19 protein-coding genes and 2 pseudogenes are annotated in these 18,435 nt (G+C 60.2%); 10 read left to right on the plus strand and 11 right to left on the minus strand.

What is annotated here, in order from left to right:
- Positions 1 to 83: 83 nt before the first annotated feature.
- Positions 84 to 563, minus strand: coding sequence for a MarR family winged helix-turn-helix transcriptional regulator (locus PY308_RS06940; protein WP_275789520.1), 480 nt, complete (start codon positions 561 to 563; stop codon positions 84 to 86).
- 140 nt (positions 564 to 703) lie between these two features.
- Between PY308_RS06940 and PY308_RS06945 the strand changes: the two genes are divergently transcribed.
- The 4 genes from PY308_RS06945 to PY308_RS06960 all read left to right on the plus strand — a co-directional run bounded on the left by PY308_RS06945 (position 704) and on the right by PY308_RS06960 (position 3,673).
- Positions 704 to 1,126 (plus strand): organic hydroperoxide resistance protein, encoded by a 423-nt coding sequence (locus PY308_RS06945; RefSeq protein WP_275789523.1) that lies wholly within the window; start codon positions 704 to 706, stop codon positions 1,124 to 1,126.
- Positions 1,127 to 1,385: 259 nt separating this feature from the next.
- On the plus strand, positions 1,386 to 2,333 hold the full coding sequence (locus tag PY308_RS06950) for a transglutaminase family protein (protein WP_275789526.1): 948 nt from the start codon (positions 1,386 to 1,388) through the stop codon (positions 2,331 to 2,333).
- Positions 2,334 to 2,360: 27 nt separating this feature from the next.
- Positions 2,361 to 3,170 (plus strand): RHS repeat protein, encoded by an 810-nt coding sequence (locus PY308_RS06955; protein WP_275789529.1) that lies wholly within the window; start codon positions 2,361 to 2,363, stop codon positions 3,168 to 3,170.
- Positions 3,167 to 3,673: a hypothetical protein gene (locus PY308_RS06960; RefSeq protein WP_275789531.1), complete on the plus strand. Its 507-nt coding sequence runs from the start codon at positions 3,167 to 3,169 to the stop codon at positions 3,671 to 3,673. The genes PY308_RS06955 and PY308_RS06960 overlap by 4 nt, the downstream gene beginning before the upstream one ends.
- A gap of 739 nt (positions 3,674 to 4,412) precedes the next feature.
- On the opposite strand, the gene PY308_RS06965 is transcribed toward PY308_RS06960, so the two are convergent.
- Positions 4,413 to 5,966, minus strand: a complete 1,554-nt coding sequence (locus tag PY308_RS06965) for a helicase HerA-like C-terminal domain-containing protein (protein WP_275789534.1) — start codon at positions 5,964 to 5,966, stop codon at positions 4,413 to 4,415.
- Positions 5,967 to 6,232: 266 nt separating this feature from the next.
- Here PY308_RS06965 and PY308_RS06970 point away from each other — a divergent pair, with 266 nt between their 5' ends.
- A complete protein-coding gene (locus PY308_RS06970; RefSeq protein ID WP_275789536.1) occupies positions 6,233 to 6,625 on the plus strand; it encodes a hypothetical protein in 393 nt (130 codons plus the stop codon).
- 405 nt (positions 6,626 to 7,030) lie between these two features.
- Here PY308_RS06970 and PY308_RS06975 read toward each other — a convergent pair whose 3' ends face one another.
- The 3 genes from PY308_RS06975 to PY308_RS06985 form a co-directional block, all read right to left on the minus strand.
- Positions 7,031 to 7,864, minus strand: coding sequence for an aldo/keto reductase (locus PY308_RS06975; RefSeq protein WP_275789539.1), 834 nt, complete (start codon positions 7,862 to 7,864; stop codon positions 7,031 to 7,033).
- A gap of 109 nt (positions 7,865 to 7,973) precedes the next feature.
- Positions 7,974 to 9,011 carry an aldo/keto reductase gene (locus tag PY308_RS06980; RefSeq protein WP_275789542.1) on the minus strand — a complete coding sequence of 346 codons (1,038 nt, stop codon included), beginning with the start codon at positions 9,009 to 9,011 and terminating at the stop codon, positions 7,974 to 7,976.
- Between the two features lie 31 nt (positions 9,012 to 9,042).
- Positions 9,043 to 10,221, minus strand: a complete 1,179-nt coding sequence (locus tag PY308_RS06985; protein WP_275789546.1) for an MFS transporter — start codon at positions 10,219 to 10,221, stop codon at positions 9,043 to 9,045.
- A 152-nt stretch (positions 10,222 to 10,373) separates the two neighbouring features.
- Here PY308_RS06985 and PY308_RS06990 point away from each other — a divergent pair.
- The 4 genes and pseudogenes from PY308_RS06990 to PY308_RS07005 form a co-directional block, all read left to right on the plus strand.
- Positions 10,374 to 10,901 (plus strand): annotated as a pseudogene (locus tag PY308_RS06990) (LysR family transcriptional regulator); the annotation flags it as partial.
- A 74-nt stretch (positions 10,902 to 10,975) separates the two neighbouring features.
- Positions 10,976 to 12,036 (plus strand): IS630 family transposase gene (locus PY308_RS06995; RefSeq protein ID WP_275782665.1). Its coding sequence is split into 2 segments (ribosomal slippage): positions 10,976 to 11,468 and positions 11,468 to 12,036, totalling 1,062 coding nucleotides; the frame shifts between segments, so codons are not numbered across the junction.
- A 17-nt stretch (positions 12,037 to 12,053) separates the two neighbouring features.
- A pseudogene (locus PY308_RS07000) lies at positions 12,054 to 12,431 on the plus strand (LysR substrate-binding domain-containing protein); the annotation flags it as partial.
- A gap of 99 nt (positions 12,432 to 12,530) precedes the next feature.
- Positions 12,531 to 13,247: a gamma-glutamylcyclotransferase gene (locus PY308_RS07005; protein WP_275789552.1), complete on the plus strand. Its 717-nt coding sequence runs from the start codon at positions 12,531 to 12,533 to the stop codon at positions 13,245 to 13,247.
- A gap of 3 nt (positions 13,248 to 13,250) precedes the next feature.
- Here PY308_RS07005 and tam read toward each other — a convergent pair whose 3' ends face one another.
- The 6 genes from tam to PY308_RS07035 all read right to left on the minus strand — a co-directional run bounded on the left by tam (position 13,251) and on the right by PY308_RS07035 (position 17,070).
- Entirely contained in the window at positions 13,251 to 14,018 is a 768-nt protein-coding gene (gene tam / locus PY308_RS07010; RefSeq protein WP_275789553.1) for a trans-aconitate 2-methyltransferase, read from the minus strand.
- A 42-nt stretch (positions 14,019 to 14,060) separates the two neighbouring features.
- Positions 14,061 to 14,711: a haloacid dehalogenase type II gene (locus PY308_RS07015; protein WP_275789556.1), complete on the minus strand. Its 651-nt coding sequence runs from the start codon at positions 14,709 to 14,711 to the stop codon at positions 14,061 to 14,063.
- Between the two features lie 96 nt (positions 14,712 to 14,807).
- The gene (locus tag PY308_RS07020; RefSeq protein ID WP_275789559.1) at positions 14,808 to 15,368 is read right to left on the minus strand and encodes a phosphatase; all 561 of its coding nucleotides are present in this window, start codon (positions 15,366 to 15,368) and stop codon (positions 14,808 to 14,810) included.
- Between the two features lie 109 nt (positions 15,369 to 15,477).
- Positions 15,478 to 15,681: a hypothetical protein gene (locus PY308_RS07025; RefSeq protein ID WP_275789561.1), complete on the minus strand. Its 204-nt coding sequence runs from the start codon at positions 15,679 to 15,681 to the stop codon at positions 15,478 to 15,480.
- Between the two features lie 62 nt (positions 15,682 to 15,743).
- A complete protein-coding gene (locus PY308_RS07030; protein WP_275789563.1) occupies positions 15,744 to 15,911 on the minus strand; it encodes a Thivi_2564 family membrane protein in 168 nt (55 codons plus the stop codon).
- A gap of 118 nt (positions 15,912 to 16,029) precedes the next feature.
- Positions 16,030 to 17,070, minus strand: a complete 1,041-nt coding sequence (locus PY308_RS07035; RefSeq protein WP_275789565.1) for a zinc-dependent alcohol dehydrogenase family protein — start codon at positions 17,068 to 17,070, stop codon at positions 16,030 to 16,032.
- A 355-nt stretch (positions 17,071 to 17,425) separates the two neighbouring features.
- On the opposite strand from PY308_RS07035, the gene PY308_RS07040 reads away from it, so the two are divergent.
- Positions 17,426 to 18,325, plus strand: a complete 900-nt coding sequence (locus PY308_RS07040; RefSeq protein ID WP_275789567.1) for a branched-chain amino acid aminotransferase — start codon at positions 17,426 to 17,428, stop codon at positions 18,323 to 18,325.
- Positions 18,326 to 18,435: the final 110 nt, after the last annotated feature.

Genomic DNA, 18,435 nt, shown 5'->3' on the forward strand with positions numbered 1-18,435 from the left:
GCCGCCGACTTCCGCTAAGCGGCCAAATCCCGGCCGTTCCGACTGCTTGCCGGCTGGGCCTGCCAGCGTCGAGATGACGCGTTTTACCCCGGCTGATTGTCACCGAGCCTGCGGTTGAGGTTGTTAAGGGCGGTGCGAAGCTCTTCCGCCTCCGCCATGCTGCATCCGGTGGCCTTGCCGATCTGCGTCAGGATGCCGAACGCCTCGGTCTTCAGGGCGGCACCCTGCGGCGTCAGCGCGATGATGACCTGCCGCTCGTCGCTCTTGTCGCGGGTTCGGCTGATAAAGCCGGCCGCCTCAAGCCGCTTCAGGAGCGGCGACAGCGTGCCCGAATCCAGCCCGAGTTCTTCGCCAATTCCCTTCACCGTCATGTTGTCGCGCTGCCAGAGGGCCAGAAGAACCAGATATTGCGGATAGGTAAGGCCAAAACGCTCGAGCATCGGCTTGTAGGTGCGGTTGAAGGCATGCGCTGCGGAATAGACGGCGAAGCAGAGTTGCTGGCCGAGCGCCAGGGCGCCGGTGTCTTTCAGCTCGTTCACAGGGTTGTCGCTGTCGGAAGTCATGCTGCAGTATCGCAGCTTCAGACCGATTTTGCAATTTGCAAAATTATATTGCGTCCAATTTAATTTTGAGCTATTGATAATCCGGCGCAACGAGATGCGGCTGGCCTTGAACCGGCAGCCGCCGAACAGAGGAAACAGACATGCCCATTCTTTACACCACCAAGGCATCCGCAACCGGCGGCCGTGCAGGCCACGCGGTCAGCGAAAACGGCGTTCTCGATGTCACCCTGACCGTTCCGAAGGAACTGGGCGGCGACGGCGCGACGGGCACCAATCCCGAGCAGCTTTTTGCCGCCGGCTATTCCGCCTGCTTCCTCGGCGCGTTGAAGTTTGTCGCCGGCAAGGAAAAGGTCAAGATCCCGGAGGACGCGACCGTCACTGCAACCGTCGGTATAGGCCCGCGCGAAGACGGCACAGGTTTCTACATCGTCCCGTCGATCTCGGTGAACCTACCCGGCATAGACCGCGAAACCGGCGAAAAACTCGTCGCCGCCGCCCACATCGTCTGCCCCTACAGCCACGCGCTCCGCACCGCGACCGAAGCCTCGGCAACGCTCGCCTGAATGGACTTTATCATCAACATCATAGGCCCGGTGGAGCGATCCGCCGGGTTTTTTATAGTCTGGAAAGTCCGAAGAAGCTCGAAATGATGGCTACCGCCTGGGCCATTGCGACTTTGGCGGTACCGTAACGGCGGGTAGTTCGCTGCCGTCTGCGGCTTTCCCCGGGGAAGACTAAATAACGCTGGAACGTTCGCCGATGTTCATTGACTGCAACCCCAGGGAGTGCATATCAATGGTTGAATCATTGGCAGGACTGTTCATGAGAATCCTTCGCATTGCCATTTTGTTGCTCTGCCTTCCGATCACAGCGGTTTTCGCACAGTCGCCGGAAAATGATCCCGCACCGTTGCAAGCAAGAACGGAAGCGCTCTTCGAACATGAGCGCGACCTGCTCGACGTGAAGCTGTCCGTCGATTCGATGGTCGATCCCGCCACCAATGCGCAGGCTGTGACATCCATGATCGACGGCATGGTCGACGACGTGAAGACCATGGCCGGGGAGGGGGCAAAGAGCGCGGAGACACTCGCGGCTCTGAAGCGCTATCTCTATGAGGGTGGCGCCTGGAACGATGCCAGGCCCTTCCAATACGATCTCGATGACCCTCTCGGCGAGAAACCTGCAAACCGCCTGCTACAACGCTACCTGACGACACGGCGCGGCAACTGCATCACCATGCCGATGCTGATGCTGTTTGTCGGCCAGCGGCTGGGGCTGCAGATGACGCTGACCGAAGCGCCCTTGCATATCTTCATCAAATATACCGACGACGAGGGCGCTGTCTGGAATCTGGAGGCCACCAGCGGCGGCGGTTTCACCCGCGATGTCTGGTACCGACAGAAATTGCCGATGTCGGATACGGCGGTGGCAAACGGCGTGTATCTCCGGCCCCTGCAGCATCAGGAAGCGACAGCGCTGGTCGCCTCGTTTCTGGTGGAGCATCAGATCGACGCCGGCGCGTTCGAAAATGCGATTGCCGTCTCCGACGTGCTGCTGCGGCATTATCCCACCTTCGCCTATGGGCTGGTGAAGAAGGGCAGCGCCTATGCCGGCCTGTTGCGGCGGGAACTGGCCGGGAAATATACACGGATGGAAGACATTCCCGCCGACCTGAAGGCGAAAGCCGATCAGTGGTACGGGCAGAATATGCAGGCGTTCGCCAAGGCGGAAGCGATGGGGTGGCGGCCGCAGGACGGCCAGACGCAATAACGATCTGATTCAAATGGGGACTTGTTCATGAAATGCTTTTCCAGCGGGTTTCTGACCCGCATTCTCAGCCTGCTACTGATTTGCAGCATGCTGTCCGTATCATTCGGCTCGGTGGCCAATGCACGGTTCATCCAACCCGATACATGGGACCCGACAATAGAAGGCGTCGGCACTAATCGGTATGCCTATGCGGGGAACGATCCGGTCAATAAAAGTGACCCAAACGGACACATTGCGATCGTTGATGATTTTATAGTCGGCCTTGGTATTGCCTGTGCATCAGGTGGGTGCGCAGCATTGGCAGGAATAGCAGCCGGTCTTGGTATTTGGGGGACTGTAGATTACGCGGACGACGGAGCAGTTAATCTGTCTCCGCTTGCTGGCACAGTTTCAAATATGGCCAACAAAGGTGGCATCTATACTGGTCCGGGGGGAATGCATGACCTCCCATCGAAAGGTATTCACTGGAAGGGTGTCGATAAGAAGGGTAACCAAGTTGAAGTCGGTATCAGACCCGGGCCAAAAGGAGGGATTGATTTTGAACCGGTCGGTGGAGCAGTGCCTGGTAAGAGCTTCGATGAAGCAGCGGACTCTTTAAAACCTACTTTGGGCACGGACAAGGGCATGCAGAAATTGCTTGATCAGGTAAAAAATGCCCAAAACCATCTTGGCACTTTGAGAGGACATGAAAAAAGAAAGCGCGAATTGCAAGAGCTGCAGGCTGCTATTTCTGGCAAACAACGCGAACAAGAAAGTAGTCAAGATACAAGCAAAGAGGGCGGGAATGTCAACGATAGTGATCACCAGACTAATAACCAGCAAAAGCCACAGCCATGACCTTAATTTCAATTAACGCGATGCTTCAGGGTGATTTCACCACTCCACTGTCTCCGGGTAGCAGATTAGAAGCTATAGGAAAATTCCTCGGTGTTCCTGATAGATGGGATTTCGGGATTGAAGATGAGTTTATCTGCCAGCTCGGATATAGAGATTTCGAAATTAATTTGCGCATCCGTGCCAATCTGGTCGAAATAGAGCGTATTTGGATAGGACTTTGGGATTCAGCCGATGATAAACCCATACCAAAGCCATCACGGATTCGATTGGCTCGAAATAAGAAGGTAGATTTAGGGGGATTTACTCCTGGATTGCCTTTATCCAAAGCTAAGGCAGCGTTAGATTTTCTAAAGTTATCATACGAAGAAATTGACGTAAATAATGGATCTGAAATCACGAAGCGACTAATTCTCCCAACAAATTCTGAACTGTATTTTTTCAGGGGTAACCTTGAACCTGTGTTGATGGAAATACATTTCTTCGTAAATACGGTTGATTGTTAATTATTAATTTGGAATTAAATTAGTGACTTGGAAAGTTACTGAAACTATATTTTATTAAATTTAAATAAATAAAATAAAATATTATTTAGATTAAATTTTGGAGTAACGGAAAGCAATGTCGCGGAGGTCTTGAGTGCTATTGAAGAAATTACTACGGTGTGTGGAAATTTTGGCGATATAATTGCATTTGATGAAATAAATTTGACGACATTGAAAAAAGGAACAGAATACTCAATGTCGGTAACTACGCTGTTCGTGGAATATGTTTCCCATAAGGAATTTAAGTATATTATTAATTTTTCAGGATAACTTCTGCAGATCTGCTTAATTGGCGAAATTTCGGGGACCAAGGTAAGGGCTGACTCGCCCACAAACGCTGTGCGTATTTTCAGGTTGCTTCGCCTGTTGGGCGTCTCTTTCTACCAACTGTTTATTGCGCTGGTGGAGTGCGAACACGATTGTTCGGTCGACTCCCGTCGTGCCTCACCTGATGGGTTTTTCCCTCTCGCTTCCTCGGCCGCACCAAATGCTCTTTCAAACCGCATAGCCTGTCGAGACGCGCGCCGCTGGTTGCGAACCGCTCACTGAAGCAATCCATGTTCGTGCGATGACCGCGCGCGCAAAAGGGAACTGCGCTCGGTTTGCTCGGCAACATGGCGGTGTGGCCGATCTTCGGCCCCTTCCAGCGTCTGTTTGACGGTTTCCTCACGCCAATCCTCAATCAATTCCGTCCCGTGCCCTACCGCTTCAAACTCCCCAAAATCCCACGCACCAGCGCCCGTCCGAGCGAAGACGCCACCGTGCGGGCGACGGATTTCATGGCGGCTTCGGCGACGCTTTCGCGCTGGTAGCCGGAGCGGGCGCGCGGTTTTGCCTGCGGCTGCGCTTTCTCCTCGTCGCCGAAGCCGGGCAGGGTCCAGCGGCTGCCGCCGGATGACGGTTGTTCGGTCTCCTCCGCCTCGCGGGCGGCTTCGGCCTGTTCGGTGGCTTTCGCGGCGCGCTTGGCGAGTATCTCGTAGGCCGATTCGCGGTCGAAATCCTCGTCGTAGAGGCCGGCAACCGGGCTGATCTTCATGATGTCGGCGCGCTCGGCTTCCGTCAGCGGGCCGGGGCGGCTTGACGGCGGGCGGATCAGCGTGCGCTCGACGATGGAGGGCGCACCCTTGCCTTCGAGCGTCGAGACCAGTGCCTCACCGGTTCCGAGATTGGTGATAACCGTGGCGCAGTCGAAATCGGGATTGGGTCGAAACGTGTCCGCGGCGGTCTTGACCGCCTTCTGCTCGCGCGGCGTATAGGCGCGCAGCGCATGCTGCACCCGGTTGCCAAGCTGCGCCAGCACAGTTTCCGGCACGTCGAGCGGGTTCTGGGTGACGAAATAGACGCCGACGCCCTTGGAGCGGATCAGCCGCACCACCTGTTCGATGCGCTCAAGAAGAACTTTTGGCGCGTCGTTGAAGAGCAGGTGCGCCTCGTCGAAGAAGAACACCAGCTTCGGCTTGTCGGGATCGCCGACCTCGGGCAGTTCCTCGAACAGTTCCGACATCAGCCAGAGCAGGAAGGTGCCGTAGAGCCTCGGGTTCATCATCAGCTTGTCGGCTGCAAGCACCGAGATCGCGCCGCGTCCGTCGCGCGTCGTGCGCATGATGTCGGAAACCTTGAGCGCCGGCTCGCCGAAGAAATGCTCGGCGCCCTGCTGTTCGAGGATCAGCAGCTCGCGCTGGATCGAGCCTGTCGACGCCTTCGAAATAAATCCGTATTTGCTGGAAAGTTCTTGGGCGTTCTCGGCCATGTAATTGAGCATCGCCTGAAAGTCCTTCAGGTCGAGCAGCGGCAGCCCGCCCTCGTCGGCAATCTTGAAGGCGATGTTGATCACGCCTTCCTGCGCGTCCGTGGCGTTCATCAGGCGCGACAGAAGGAGCGGCCCCATCTCCGAGACGGTGGTGCGCACCCTGTGACCTTTCTCGCCGTAGAGATCCCAGAAGATCACCGGAAACTCCTGGAAGGCGAATTCGGCAAAGCCGATCTGCTCGGCCCGCTTCGTCACCCAGTCCTTCGCCTCGCCGATGGCGCCGATGCCCGAAAGATCGCCCTTCACGTCGGCGCAGAAGACCGGCACGCCGGCATTGGAAAAGCTTTCGGCGAGGATCTGCAGCGTGATCGTCTTGCCGGTGCCGGTGGCGCCGGTGATCAGGCCGTGGCGGTTGGCAAGTTTCAGCTCCAGATATTCAGGCTTGTTGATCGCATCATCCGGCTTGCGGCTCGTTCCGATGTAGATTTTCCCGTCTTCGAGCATGCGTCCTGTCTCCGGTTGACGATCACACCCGCCAAGGGGTCATCGCTCTGTTTTGCAAGGCTGTTATAGAAGCACCGGCCTGAACCGGCAACAGCGGGATAAGGGCACGCAAGCGTTGCCTCCAGGCCGATCGCCGCATTGTGTTTGCACGCTCGGCGTGGAACGATAAGACAGTGTTGCAACGTCGCTCCGCGCTGAAGGGCGCTTGAGTTTCGACGCTGCTTGATTTACTTTGACGTGAACGTCAAAAACGAGGAGAATGTCCCATGAACGAACTGGTCACCCGGGTTGCGGAAAATGTCGGTATCGCGCCGGAAACCGCTGAAAAAGCCATCGGCATGATGCTCGGCTTCCTGCAGCGCGAAGCAGCCGACGGCCCGGTCGCCCGGATGATCGAAGCGATCCCCGGCGCTGCCGATCTGGTCGCACGATTCAATGGCGAAGGCTCAGGCGGCGGCGGATTGCTCGGCGGGCTGATGAAGGCCGTCGGCGGCGGTGGCGTCATGGGCCTCGGCCAGCAGTTGATGAGCCAAGGCCTCGGCATGGGCGAGATCACGGCACTTGCCCGGGAAACGATCGGCTACGCCAAGGAAAAGGCCGGCGAAGATGTGGTCGACGAGGTCGTCGCTTCGGTCCCGGGGTTGAGCCAGTTCGTCTGAGACGATTCGGGCTTGGGGGCTGATTAAAGCGGCGCAGTCTATGACGGCAGCACATGTTGGGCATACTGTGTTGCCGGCAGACTATGTCGATTATGCCCCGCCAGCCCCCCTCTGTCAGCTTCGCTGACATCTCCCCCACGGGTGGGGAGATTGTTTTCTTTTCCCTTATGGACTCTGAAGCCGAACAATCTCCCTGAAAGGGGAGATTGTTCAAGCCCTTTTCTCCCACACTCAGAGTAAGGGGCGCAAAGGGCTGGCGGTCCATCTCCCCCCTTGAGGGGGAGATGTCGGCGTCGCCGACAGAGGGGGGTAAGCCTCCGCGAACTCCGGGGTCCTTGTGTTCCCCCGCGCAAGAGATGCACTCCCAGCCGCCGGTCTTCATCACCTCCGCTGTTTACCCTATGCTCAAGCCGCCCTGTCCCAGTCCGGCGCCAATCCGCCGGGGCTGACGATGCGGCCGTTCGGGCGGGCGAGCTTGTGGATGGCGGCGATTTCCTCTTCCGAAAGATCGAAGTCGAAAATATCGAAGTTTTCCGGAAGCCGGCTTTCCGTTGCCGTCTTCGACAGAGCGATCACGCCGTCCTGGGCGACCAGCCAGCGCAGCACGACCTGCGCTGCCGTCTTGCCATGTTTCGCGCCGATGTCCTTCAAAAGCGGTTCGTTCGGCACCTTGCCGTCGGCCATGGCGTAGTAGGCGGTGATCGACATGCCGGTGGCTCGCGCAGCCTCCAGCACGATGCTCTGGTCGAGATAGGGATGATACTCGATCTGATTGGTGGCGATCGGCGCATCGCTCAGCGCCACGCTTTCGGCCATCAGCTTGGTGTTGAAGTTGGACACGCCGATATGGCGCACCTTGCCGGCCTTTTTCACGGCGTTCAGCGCGCCGATCTGTTCGGCCAGGGGCACGCCGCTTGACGGCCAGTGCAGGAGAAGCAGGTCGACGTAGTCGGTCTTCAGCTTCTTCAGGCTCTCATCGACGGAGTCGAGGAAGTCGGCATGTTTGTAGTGATCGACCCAGACCTTGGTGGTCAAGAAAATCTCGCCGCGGGCAATGCCGGACGCCTGGATGGCATCGCCGACCTCAGCCTCGTTGCGATAGATCTGCGCGGTGTCGATATGGCGAAAACCGAGTTCGATGGCTTTCGGCACGATGCGCAGAACGTCCGGGCCGGGCATGCGGAAGGTTCCAAAGCCAAGCGCGGGGATGTTGGCGCCGTTGGCGGTGACAGTGTGCATTGGAAAAATCCTTTTGGCAGAAGGACCCGGCAAGATGCGCCGGGCCGGAATGGGTCGTTCATAGATGTGGCGGGTTGCCACGGTTTCAAGCCTGAGAGGGGCCGTTTGGTCAGCCTGCGAGCGGCGGATCGAGCCGGGCAAAACCTTCCTGACGGCGATAGGGAAAGTGTGGATAGGGCGCGGTGACGGCACTGGCCGCATCCAGCGTTGCGATCTGCGCCGCCGTCAGCGACCAGCCGATTGCACCGAGGTTCTGGCGCAGTTGCTCCTCGTTGCGGGCACCGATGATGACGGATGAGACTGTCGGCCGCTGGGTCAGCCAGTTGAGCGCGACCTGCGGCACGGTCTTCTCCGTCTCTTGCGCAACGTCTTGCAGGGCATCGACGACGCGGTAGAGATGTTCCTCTTCGACCGGCGGCCCGAAGTTGGCTGTTTCATGGAGGCGGCTGCCTTCGGGCAGGGGTTTGCCGCGGCTGATCTTGCCGGTCAGGCGTCCCCAGCCGAGCGGGCTCCAGACCAGCGCCCCGAGCCCCTGATCATGGCCGAGCGGCATCAGATCCCATTCATAGTCGCGGCCGATCAGCGAGTAGTAGACCTGATTGGCGACGTAACGGGACCAGCCATGTTTTTCCGAGAGGGCCAGCGACTTCATGATCTGCCAGCCGGAAAAGTTCGAGACGCCGATGTAACGCAGCTTGCCGGCCCGCACGAGATCGTCCAGCGTCGACAGCACTTCCTCGACCGGTGTGCTCGCATCGAAGGCGTGCAGTTGGAAAATGTCGATATGATCCGTGCCGAGACGCTTCAGCGCCGCCTCCACCGAGCGGATCAGCCGGCGGCGCGACGAGCCCCAGTCGTTCGGCCCGTCGCCTGTGGGAAGGCTGGCCTTGGTGGAGATCAGCACCGCGTCCCGGCGGCCCTTGATCGCGGCCCCCAGCACCTCCTCGGATGCGCCGTTTGAATAGACGTCGGCGGTGTCGAACAGGGTAACGCCGGCGTCTAGGCAGATGTCGACAAGGCGCTTCGCCTCGTCGATATCGGTATTGCCCCAGGCCCCGAACAGCGGCCCGGAGCCGCCGAAGGTGCCGGCCCCAAAGCTCAGGACAGGGACCTTCAGGCCGGATCTTCCGAGATTGCGATAGTCCATGATCGTCGTCCTTCTTATGGGGATGCAGGGTTCAGGCGGAGGCTTCCGAGACGGCCGGGCGGTCGAGCATGCCGCTGATCACCGTCAGCACCAATGCGCCGGAGACGAGGATCGCGCCGACCCAGGGTGTGGCCTGCAGTCCGAGCGGCGAGGCGACGACCAGTCCGCCGATCCAGGCGCCAGCGGCGATGCCGAGATTGAAGGCGGCGATGTTGAGCGCAGAGGCGACATCGACGGCGCCCGGACGATGCCGCTTGGCAAGCTGCACCACATAGAGCTGCAGGCCGGGCACGTTGGCAAAGGACAGGAAACCGAGCGCTGCAAGCGTGATCAGCGCCGGCACGGCCGAGACGGAGGTAAAGGTGAAGATCACCAGCACGGCAGCCTGCGCGGCAAACAGCACGGTCAGCGCCTTCACCGGATCGCGGTCGGCGACCCGGCCGCCGATGATGTTGCCGGCGGCAATGGTGAGGCCGTAGAGCACCAGCACCAGGCTGACGGAGGAGGCGGCAAAGCCGGTGACCTCCTGCAGCATCGGTGCGAGATAGGTGAAGGTGACGAAGGTTCCGCCATAACCGAGCGCGGTCATCGCGAAGACCAGCAGCAGCCGGCCGGAGCCGAGAACGCGCAGCTGATCGAAAAGGCTTGCGGGTGCGGCCTTCGACAGCGTCGAGGGCAGGAGGAGCGCGATTGCGGCCAGGGCCACGGCGCCAAGGCCCGCAACGGCCCAGAAGGTGGCGCGCCATCCGAAAGTCTGCCCGATGAACGTGCCGAGCGGTACGCCGGTGACAATGGCCACGGTCAGGCCCATGAACATCAGCGCGATCGCCGAAGCGCGCCGGTTTTCCGGCACAAGATCGGCGGCGATCGTCGCGCCGACGGAGAAGAACACGCCATGGGCGAAGGCCGAGAGCACACGGGCGACGAGCAGCATCTCATAGGAAGGGCTGAGCGCAGCAAAGGTGTTGCCGGCGATGAACAGCGCCATGAGCCCGATAAGCAGCGGCTTGCGCTCGATCCGCCCGGTCAAAGCGGTCAGGATGGGCGCGCCAAAGGTGACGCCGAGTGCGTAGATCGAGACGATCAGTCCGGCAAGCGGCAGGGTGATGCCGAGATCCGTCGCGACGGTCGGCAACAGGCCGACGATGACGAATTCGGTGGTTCCGATCGCGTAGGCCGCGATCGTCAGGGCGTAGAGGGCAAGAGGCATGGGAGCACCTGTGTCGTCCGTCGCAAGGGCGGACTTTGGTTTGGCGCATGTCGCGCCGGGTTTCCGTTGCTTCGAATATGGATTATTGGGACTTGCTTGATAATCCATGGAAATAGATAAGTGCTTGTGAAATGAATTCATAGAGGTGACGGATGGACAACCGGGCGGGCGAAATGGAAGTCTTCGTTGCGGCAGCGGAGCTGGAGAGTTTTTCTGCCGCAGGCCGGCGCCTCAAACTATCCCCATCGGCCGTCAGCAAACTGGTCACCCGCATGGAGGAGAGGCTCGGCACCCGGCTTCTGGTGCGCACCACGCGTTCGCTGGTTCCGACGGCGGAAGGTGAGATCTACCTCTCCCGCGCGCGTCGTATTCTGGCCGATATCGCCGAAACGGAGCAGGTGGTCGCCAATGGCGGCAAGGCGAAACCAAGGGGCTTGCTGCGCGTCAACGCCACGGTCGGCTTCGGCGAATGCTACATCCTGCCACTGGCCGGCGAGTTCCTGGCGCTCTATCCGGAGGTCCAGTTGGAACTGTCCTTGACGGACGGACTGATCGACCTGATCGAGGAGCGCACCGATGTGGCCATCCGTGCCGGCCCGCTGCGCGATTCCACCCTCAAGGCGCGCAAGCTGCTGAGCACCCATCGGATAACCTTCGCCACACCCCGTTATACCAACCGTCAGTGAGCATGACTCTGAAGGGGATTCCCAGCAGCCAACGAATCTGAATCTGTGATGCAAACTGGAGGTTTGTGATGGGTTCAGCGATTTCTTTGCGATCGGACTTCGACGGAGCCAGGTTGCGGCTTCTGGCTCGGCAGACACGCGATGCCGATCAGGCACGGCGGCTTCTGGCACTTGCATCGATCTATGATGGCGGCTCACGCGCCGATGCCGCCCGGCTTGGCAGTGTGACGGTTCAGATCGTGCGCGACTGGGTGGTGCGCTTCAATGAACGCGGTCCCGCCGGCCTTATCAACGGCAAGGCCCCGGGCAAACCTTCTCTCCTGAACGATGAACAGCGAACGGCTTTGGCGCAAGCCATAGAGCGCGGACCGACCCCGTATCTGGATGGAGTCGTTCGCTGGCGTCTGTGTGATCTGGCGCAATGGATTTGGGAAGAGTTCCGCATCTCGGTGAGCGAGGAGACCCTGGGCCGCGAAGTGCGTGCCATGGGCTATCGCAAGCTCTCGGCTCGCCCAAGACATCATGCGCAGGATGCCGAGGCGGCCGAGGCATTTAAAAAAACTTCCCCGCCGCTGTGGCAGAAATCGCCGCAGGTCCCGCCAAGGGCAAAGTAATCGAAATCTGGTTCCAGGACGAAGCCCGGATAGGCCAGAAGAACAAGATCACGCGTCGTTGGGCCAAGCGGGGCTCAAGGCCGTCCGCGCCGCACGACCAGCGAACCCGATCGGCCTATATCTTCGGTGCCATCTGTCCCAAGCACGGCAAGGCCGCCGCTCTCGTCATGCCGTGGTGCGACACCCATGCCATGAACCAGCACCTGATCGAGATATCCCGCAACGTCGCCGTTCATGCACACGCCGTCCTCATCATGGATCAGGCCGGATGGCACATGTCCAACAATCTCGTCGTTCCAGAAAACATCACCATCCTGCCACTGCCGCCCAAATCGCCCGAGTTGAACCCGGTCGAAAACATCTGGCAGTTCATGAGGGACAACTGGCTCTCAAACCGAGTCTTCAAATCCTACGAGGATATCGTCGACCACTGCTGCTACGCTTGGAGAACCCTCCAGCAACGACCATGGAAGATCATGTCAATCGGCCGACGCAAATGGGCGCAAGGGTTCTAATCAGTGACGGTTGGTATTATATCGCGGCGCATGGCGTGCCGGAGACGCCGGCCGATCTTGCCGGGCACAATTGCATAACCTTCACCTTCGGAAGGACGCCTGGGGAATGGCCGTTTCGCGACCCAGGCAGCGCCACGGTCTATACAAGCCCCGCACCCGGCAATCTGAGGGCGGCCAGCGGCTCGATCGCCCGGCAGCTTTGCCTGCGCGATCTTGGCGTCGCCCGCGTCGGCAAATTCCATGTTGAAAAGGACATTGCCGAAGGCAGGCTGGTGGAGGTTCTGGCTGGCTATAACCCTGAAGAGCCGGAGGAAATTCATGCCGTTTTTGCCGGCCACGAGCATCTTGCCGCCCGTATCCGCGCCTTTGTCGATTTTCTTGCCGAACGCGTATGATGGGACGCGGATCTCGCGCGGGTCTTGACTGGCAGGCTGCCTCTGGCAATGTGGCAGCGCAGCATTTAAATATTATCTATGACACCGCCCGATGCCACCATGACAAAACCACTCCGTAGAATGTCGCTGACGCCCGATCTGGTGGCGCTCTGCCACCGCGATCTCGATGATCCCGGCCCGGATGGGCTTTGGACGGCATTTACCGACGCGCAGTATCGCGAGCTTGCCGAAAGCCTGGACCGCGAAAGCCATGGTGCGCCGCTCTGGATCTTTGCTTATGGCTCCCTGATCTGGAAGCCGGAATTCGAGGCGATCGACAAACGCCGCGCCACTGCCTTCGGCTGGCACCGCTCCTTCTGCCTGCACATCAACCGCTGGCGCGGCTCGCATGAGCAGCCGGGCCTGATGATGGCGTTGGAGCGCGGCGGGCGTTGCGACGGCGTCATCTACCGGCTGCCCGACGATGACCGCGTTGCGCAGATCGAGCGGATGCTGCGCCGCGAAGTCAGCGCCGTCGAAAATCGGGATGCCGTGCGCTGGCTGAATGTCGCCACGCAGGACGGCCCCTGCCGCGCGCTCGGCTTCTGGGCCGGCGCCACCGGGGAAAGGATCGTTTCGCGCCAGCCCTTGAGCGATGTCGCCCGCATTCTCGCCCGCGCCTGCGGCCATTTCGGCTCAGGCGCCGAATATCTCTACAACACGGTCTCTCATCTTGAGACGTTCGGTATCCGCGACCGCAATCTCTGGCGCCTGCAGCATCTCGTTGCCGACGAAATCAGGCTGCTTCACGGGATCGGTCAAGCCCCGGCAGGCTAAGCGTCACCGCTTCACGGCAATCAGGAAAAGGCGGGGAAACTTCAACAGCACGCGTCCGTCGCCAAGCGGTGGATAGGCTTCGCGGATGCCCTCCAGATAGGCGGCGAGATAGGCGTCGCGTGCCGTTTTCGGCAGCGGGTCGAGATAGGGGCGAAGGCCGGTGCCCTTGACCCATTCGACGATCGCCTCGGCATTGGCGAGCCGATGGTAGTAGATCGTGTGCCAGACATCCACCTTGATCGCCTTGTCCGTCAGCTGGTCGATGTAAAGAGCGGTATTGGGAAGGGGAGACCGGTGGACCCGGTCGCCGTAACACGCCGCAAACCGCGGTTCCCCAGCAAGTTTCCGCATCAGAGTATGCGTCGGCTCATCGAGATTGTCCGGCATCTGAACCGCCAGCGTGCCGCCCGGCACAAGTTCGTCCATGAGGCGCGTGAAAATGGCCAGATGGTCCGGCAGCCACTGGAAGACCGCATTGGCAAAGAACAGCACGGAGGGCTCGGACGGGCGCCACTGCGTCAGGTCGCCCTTGTCGAAACGGATATGCGGCAGCCGCTTGCGGGCCGCCGCCAGCATGTTCTCGTCGCTGTCTATGCCGGTGACCCTGTAGGCCGGAAAACGATCCTGGATGAGTTCGGTCGAATTGCCTGGCCCGCAACCGAGATCGAAGACACAGCCTTCCGGCAGGTTCGGCACCTGGTTCAACAGGTCGCGCGCCGGTCGCGTGCGCTCATCCTCGAATTTCATATATTGTTCGGCGGACCAGGACATATCGTGTCTCCTGCGGCGAGCGGTTCGCCTTGGTGTTTCCCGTCAGAGACTGTCCAGCGACGGCAGGATCAGCGACGGGCCGAAATCGGCATATTCGTCCGGTGCGTTGCCGCGATTGATCCAGACCGTGCGGTAGCCGAATTTGGTAGCGCCCGCGACATCCCAGCGGTTGGACGACTGGAAGGATACGGCGCCCGGGTAAAGCCTGTATGTCGTCGTTACCATGTCGTATACGGCGGGCGCGGTCTTGAAGTTTCGCACGGTCTCGACCGAAAACACATCGTCGATGATCCATGTCAACCCGGCCTTGTCGACTGCCGATTGCAGCATTTGCGGCGTGCCGTTCGACAGGATGGCGATCCGCGCCCCGCGGTCCTTCAGGCTCTTGAGCACGGCAGGCACTTCCGGATAACAGTCGAGATGCCAGTAGGCGTCAAGCAGGGCCGGCTTGAGGGCCGGATCGATCGACGGATAGCGCGCGAACGCAAAGTCGAGCGCCTGTTCGGTCAGCGTCCAGAAATCGGTGTAGTTGCCCATCAGCGTCCGGATCCAGGAATATTCGAGCTGTTTGGCCCGCCACAGATCGGAAAAGGCCTGGCCGTCCGGCCCCATCGCCGCCCCATGCCGCCGCACCGCCGCATGTACGTCGAACAAAGTGCCATAGGCATCGAAAACATAGGCCGCGTAAGACATCAAACCCTCCCGCCGCGCCTGCGCGCGCACCGCTTGCTCACGGTTCTTGTCCGGGATCATGTCAAAAATTTGTGCGTCGCACAATGGCGTATCGGGTCAACGCTTCGCCGGTTTCCAGACCTTCGCCGGGAACCGCAGCGCCTGCTTGGCAAGCCGGCCCTTCAAACCAAGGGCTGCGTCGCAAAGTCCCGTCACATGCCGGTTCGGTTTTGCTTCCGGCCGCAGCGCATGCAGACAGGCGGCAGCGTCTTCCGGATCCATGTAGCGTGAGAGAATGCCGAGCGTCAGCGCCGTCGACCGCCCCATGCCGCGCAGGCAATGGATGAGAAGACGCGCATCTTCAGGCAAGGTGTCGATAAAGGCGAAGCTCGCGGCGATTGCCTCCGGACTTGCGACACCGGGCTCGTCCGGGTCAGCGCTGTCGGAAAATATCAGCTCCAGATGCCGATCCTCCGGAAGGTCGATCATCGACAGCAGTTTCGTGCCCGGAGCCCGGATGGAAATCAGATGGGTCGGCGCCCAGAGCGACCGGTTGTGACGCGCCTCGGTCTGCGATGCGACGATGACGCGGATCGGCCAGCCGTTCGGATGAGCAGGGTTGGTGTTCAGCAGCGACGCATAAAGCGCATCCGCCTGCTTTTCAGCCGCAAGTGCCATGGGTTGCCTCGTGATTCTACCAGCGAGACCAAAATAGCGGTGAGCGCAAAAAGCTGAAAGGGTAAAAGCAGGTCTTGAAGAAGCAGCCGGTCGGGCGACCGGCGCAGTCTCACTTCTTTTTGCCGGCCGCCTTCTTGACCGGTTTCTGTTCGACGGGAGGCTCCTGGTTAAGCCGCAGGGCTTTCAGCAGCGCCGTTTTCTTGTTTCGCGCGATCAGTTCCGCATTGATGATGCTCAAAGCGGCCGCGGAGGTTTCGTCCTGGTTTCTGCGCACTGTAGGTTTGGGGGCGGTACTGTTGTCATTTTTTGCCATCGACAGGTGAACTCGCTTTGACAGTTGCAGGGGATAGGCGGGAGATTGCTCTCCCGGCCAAATTAAAACACGGCGAGATATTTCAACAGCGAAATAATACCGATGATAATCACGATCACCCGGACGATTTGCTTGGCGCGGGCGTCGATCGGCAGCCGTGCGACGAGATAGAGAACAAGCACAATGACGAGAAAAGTAATGAGAATACTGATAAGCATGGATGAAGCCATTTATTCCACTCCGTAAAGACGACGCATTGCCGCTTTGGTATTATATAGGGCAGCTCGCGGACAAAAGAAGCGGCAGGGTTGTAGGAAACCGCTCCTGACTGACTGTCTCTCGCTGCTTTCAAAACCGTGTGATGACGCTGATTCCCAGATCCTGGGCGGTGTCCATCGTCGTCAGGGCGGGGATCGCCTCTTCCAGGCTGATATGGCGGCCGATCAGTTTTTTCGGATCGAGCTTGCCGGTCTCCATCATCGCCAGCATGTCGGCGTAGCGCCAGGCCTGCATGCCGTGGCTGCCATAGATTTCAAGCTCGTTACCGATCACCTGGGACATTGGGATCTGCGGGCTCGCATGCTCGCCGAGCATCAGGCCGACCTGCACATGGCGGCCGCGCCGCCGCAGGTTGCGGATCGAGTTGAAGCAGGTGACGGGCGAGCCGAGCGCGTCGATGGAAAGATGCGCTCCACCCGCGGTAATCTCCCGGACGGCTTCGGCGACATCGCCGGTGATGCTGCCGTCGATGGTGGCGACGGCACCGATCTCGCGGGCGAAGGACAGCTTTGTTTCGGCGATGTCGATCGCCACCACATTGGCGCCCATTGCCGTGGCGATCATGATCGCCGACAGGCCGACGCCGCCGCAGCCATGCACCGCCACCCATTCGCCGCCCCGCACCCGGCCCTGATCGACAATGGCGCGAAACGAGGTGGCAAAGCGGCATCCGAGGCTGGCGGCCGTCTCAAAATCCAGACTTTCCGGCAGGGGCACGAGGTTCTGGTCGGCAAAGTCGATCGCGACGAATTCAGCAAAGGACCCCCAATGGGTGAAGCCCGGCTGGAACTGGTTGATGCAGACCTGGCTGTTTCCGGAATGGCACTCGCCGCAGCGGCCGCAGCCCGACACGAAAGGCACAGTCACCCTGTCTCCGACCGTGTAGCGCAGCACGCCCTTGCCGGTGGCGGCAATTGTTCCGGCGAGCTCGTGGCCCGGCACATGCGGCAGGGCGATATCCGGATCATGCCCCATCCAGCCATGCCAGTCGCTGCGGCAAAGCCCGGTCGCCTCGATTTTGACGACGACCCCGTTATCGCCCGGTACCGGGTCCGGCAGCACGCGGATCTCCGGCGTCTTGCCAAAGGCGTCGTAATACATGGCTTTCATCGGGCGGGTCCTTTGTTCGGGGTTGTTTCCTTTACCATGCCAGACTGAGCATGCGGCGCGTAACCCCCCTCTGTCACTTCGTGACATCTCCCCCACAAGGGGGGAGATTGGCCGCGAAGATCATGCGTCCCTTACAATAGGCCAATGAGCAACGGGCCGACGATGGAAAAGAATGATCTCCCCCCTTGTGGGGGAGATGTCGCGCAGTGACAGAGGGGGGTAAACTCTCCTCAAAGACGGAGCTCGGAAACAGCCGCGATTGCCGCCATGACTTTTTTTGATGTATCCATCACCCCCGTTTCTCGATTTCCCGGCTAAGGCGAATAGGATAGAACCGGACAAACAGGAGACTGCCATGACCGTCGATACATCCGCCCGCAGCGCCACCTGGACCTATGTCGATGGCGAGTGGCTGTCCGGCAATCCCAAACTGATAGGCCCCACCTCGCATGCCATGTGGCTGGGATCGACGGTGTTCGACGGCGCCCGCTGGTTCGACGGGATTGCGCCGGACCTCGATCTCCACTGCCAGCGCGTCAACCGCTCGGCGCTCGCGCTCGGTCTTGAGCCCGTGGTGTCCGCGCAGGATATCGAGGCGCTCGCCTGGGAGGGCGTCAAGAAATTCGACGGCGCCACCGCCCTCTACATCAAGCCGATGTACTGGGGCGAGCACGGCATGCCCGGCAGCGTCGTCGCCGTCGATCCGGACTCGACCCGCTTCGCGCTCTGCCTGTTCGAGGCCCCCATGGGCGAAGGGCCTGCAGGCACGGGCGGCCAGTCGCTCACCCTGTCTCCCTTCCGCCGCCCGACCATCGAAAGCATGCCGACCGACGCCAAGGCCGGCTGCCTTTATCCCAACAATGCCCGCATCCTGATGGAAGCCCGCAAGCGCGGCTTCTCCAACGCTCTGGTCCGCGACATGCTCGGCAACATCGCCGAAACCGGCTCCTCCAACGTGTTCATGGTCAGGGACGGCGTCGTCTATACCCCCGCCGCCAACCGCACCTTTTTGGCCGGCATCACCCGCACCCGCGTCATCGCCCTCCTGCGCGACGCCGGCTTCGCGGTGGTCGAGACAAGCCTCACCCTCTCCGACTTCGAAGCCGCCGACGAGATCTTCACCTCCGGCAATTACTCAAAGGTCGTCCCCGTCACCCGGCTGGAAGACCGCGACCTGCAACCCGGCCCAGTCGCGGCGAAGGCGAAGGATCTGTACATGGACTGGGCGCATTCGGAGGGTGGGCAGGATTTGTGAGGGGGAGCAGGTCGGCCATCCGCGGGGTGCGGGTGGCTTTTTGCTGCTGTTGGAAGGGCGGGTGCATTCGACCCGAAGCGGCAATACGCTAAAACTGCACTGCACCTGAC

This window comes from Pararhizobium gei (assembly GCF_029223885.1).
Taxonomy (GTDB): domain Bacteria; phylum Pseudomonadota; class Alphaproteobacteria; order Rhizobiales; family Rhizobiaceae; genus Pararhizobium; species Pararhizobium gei.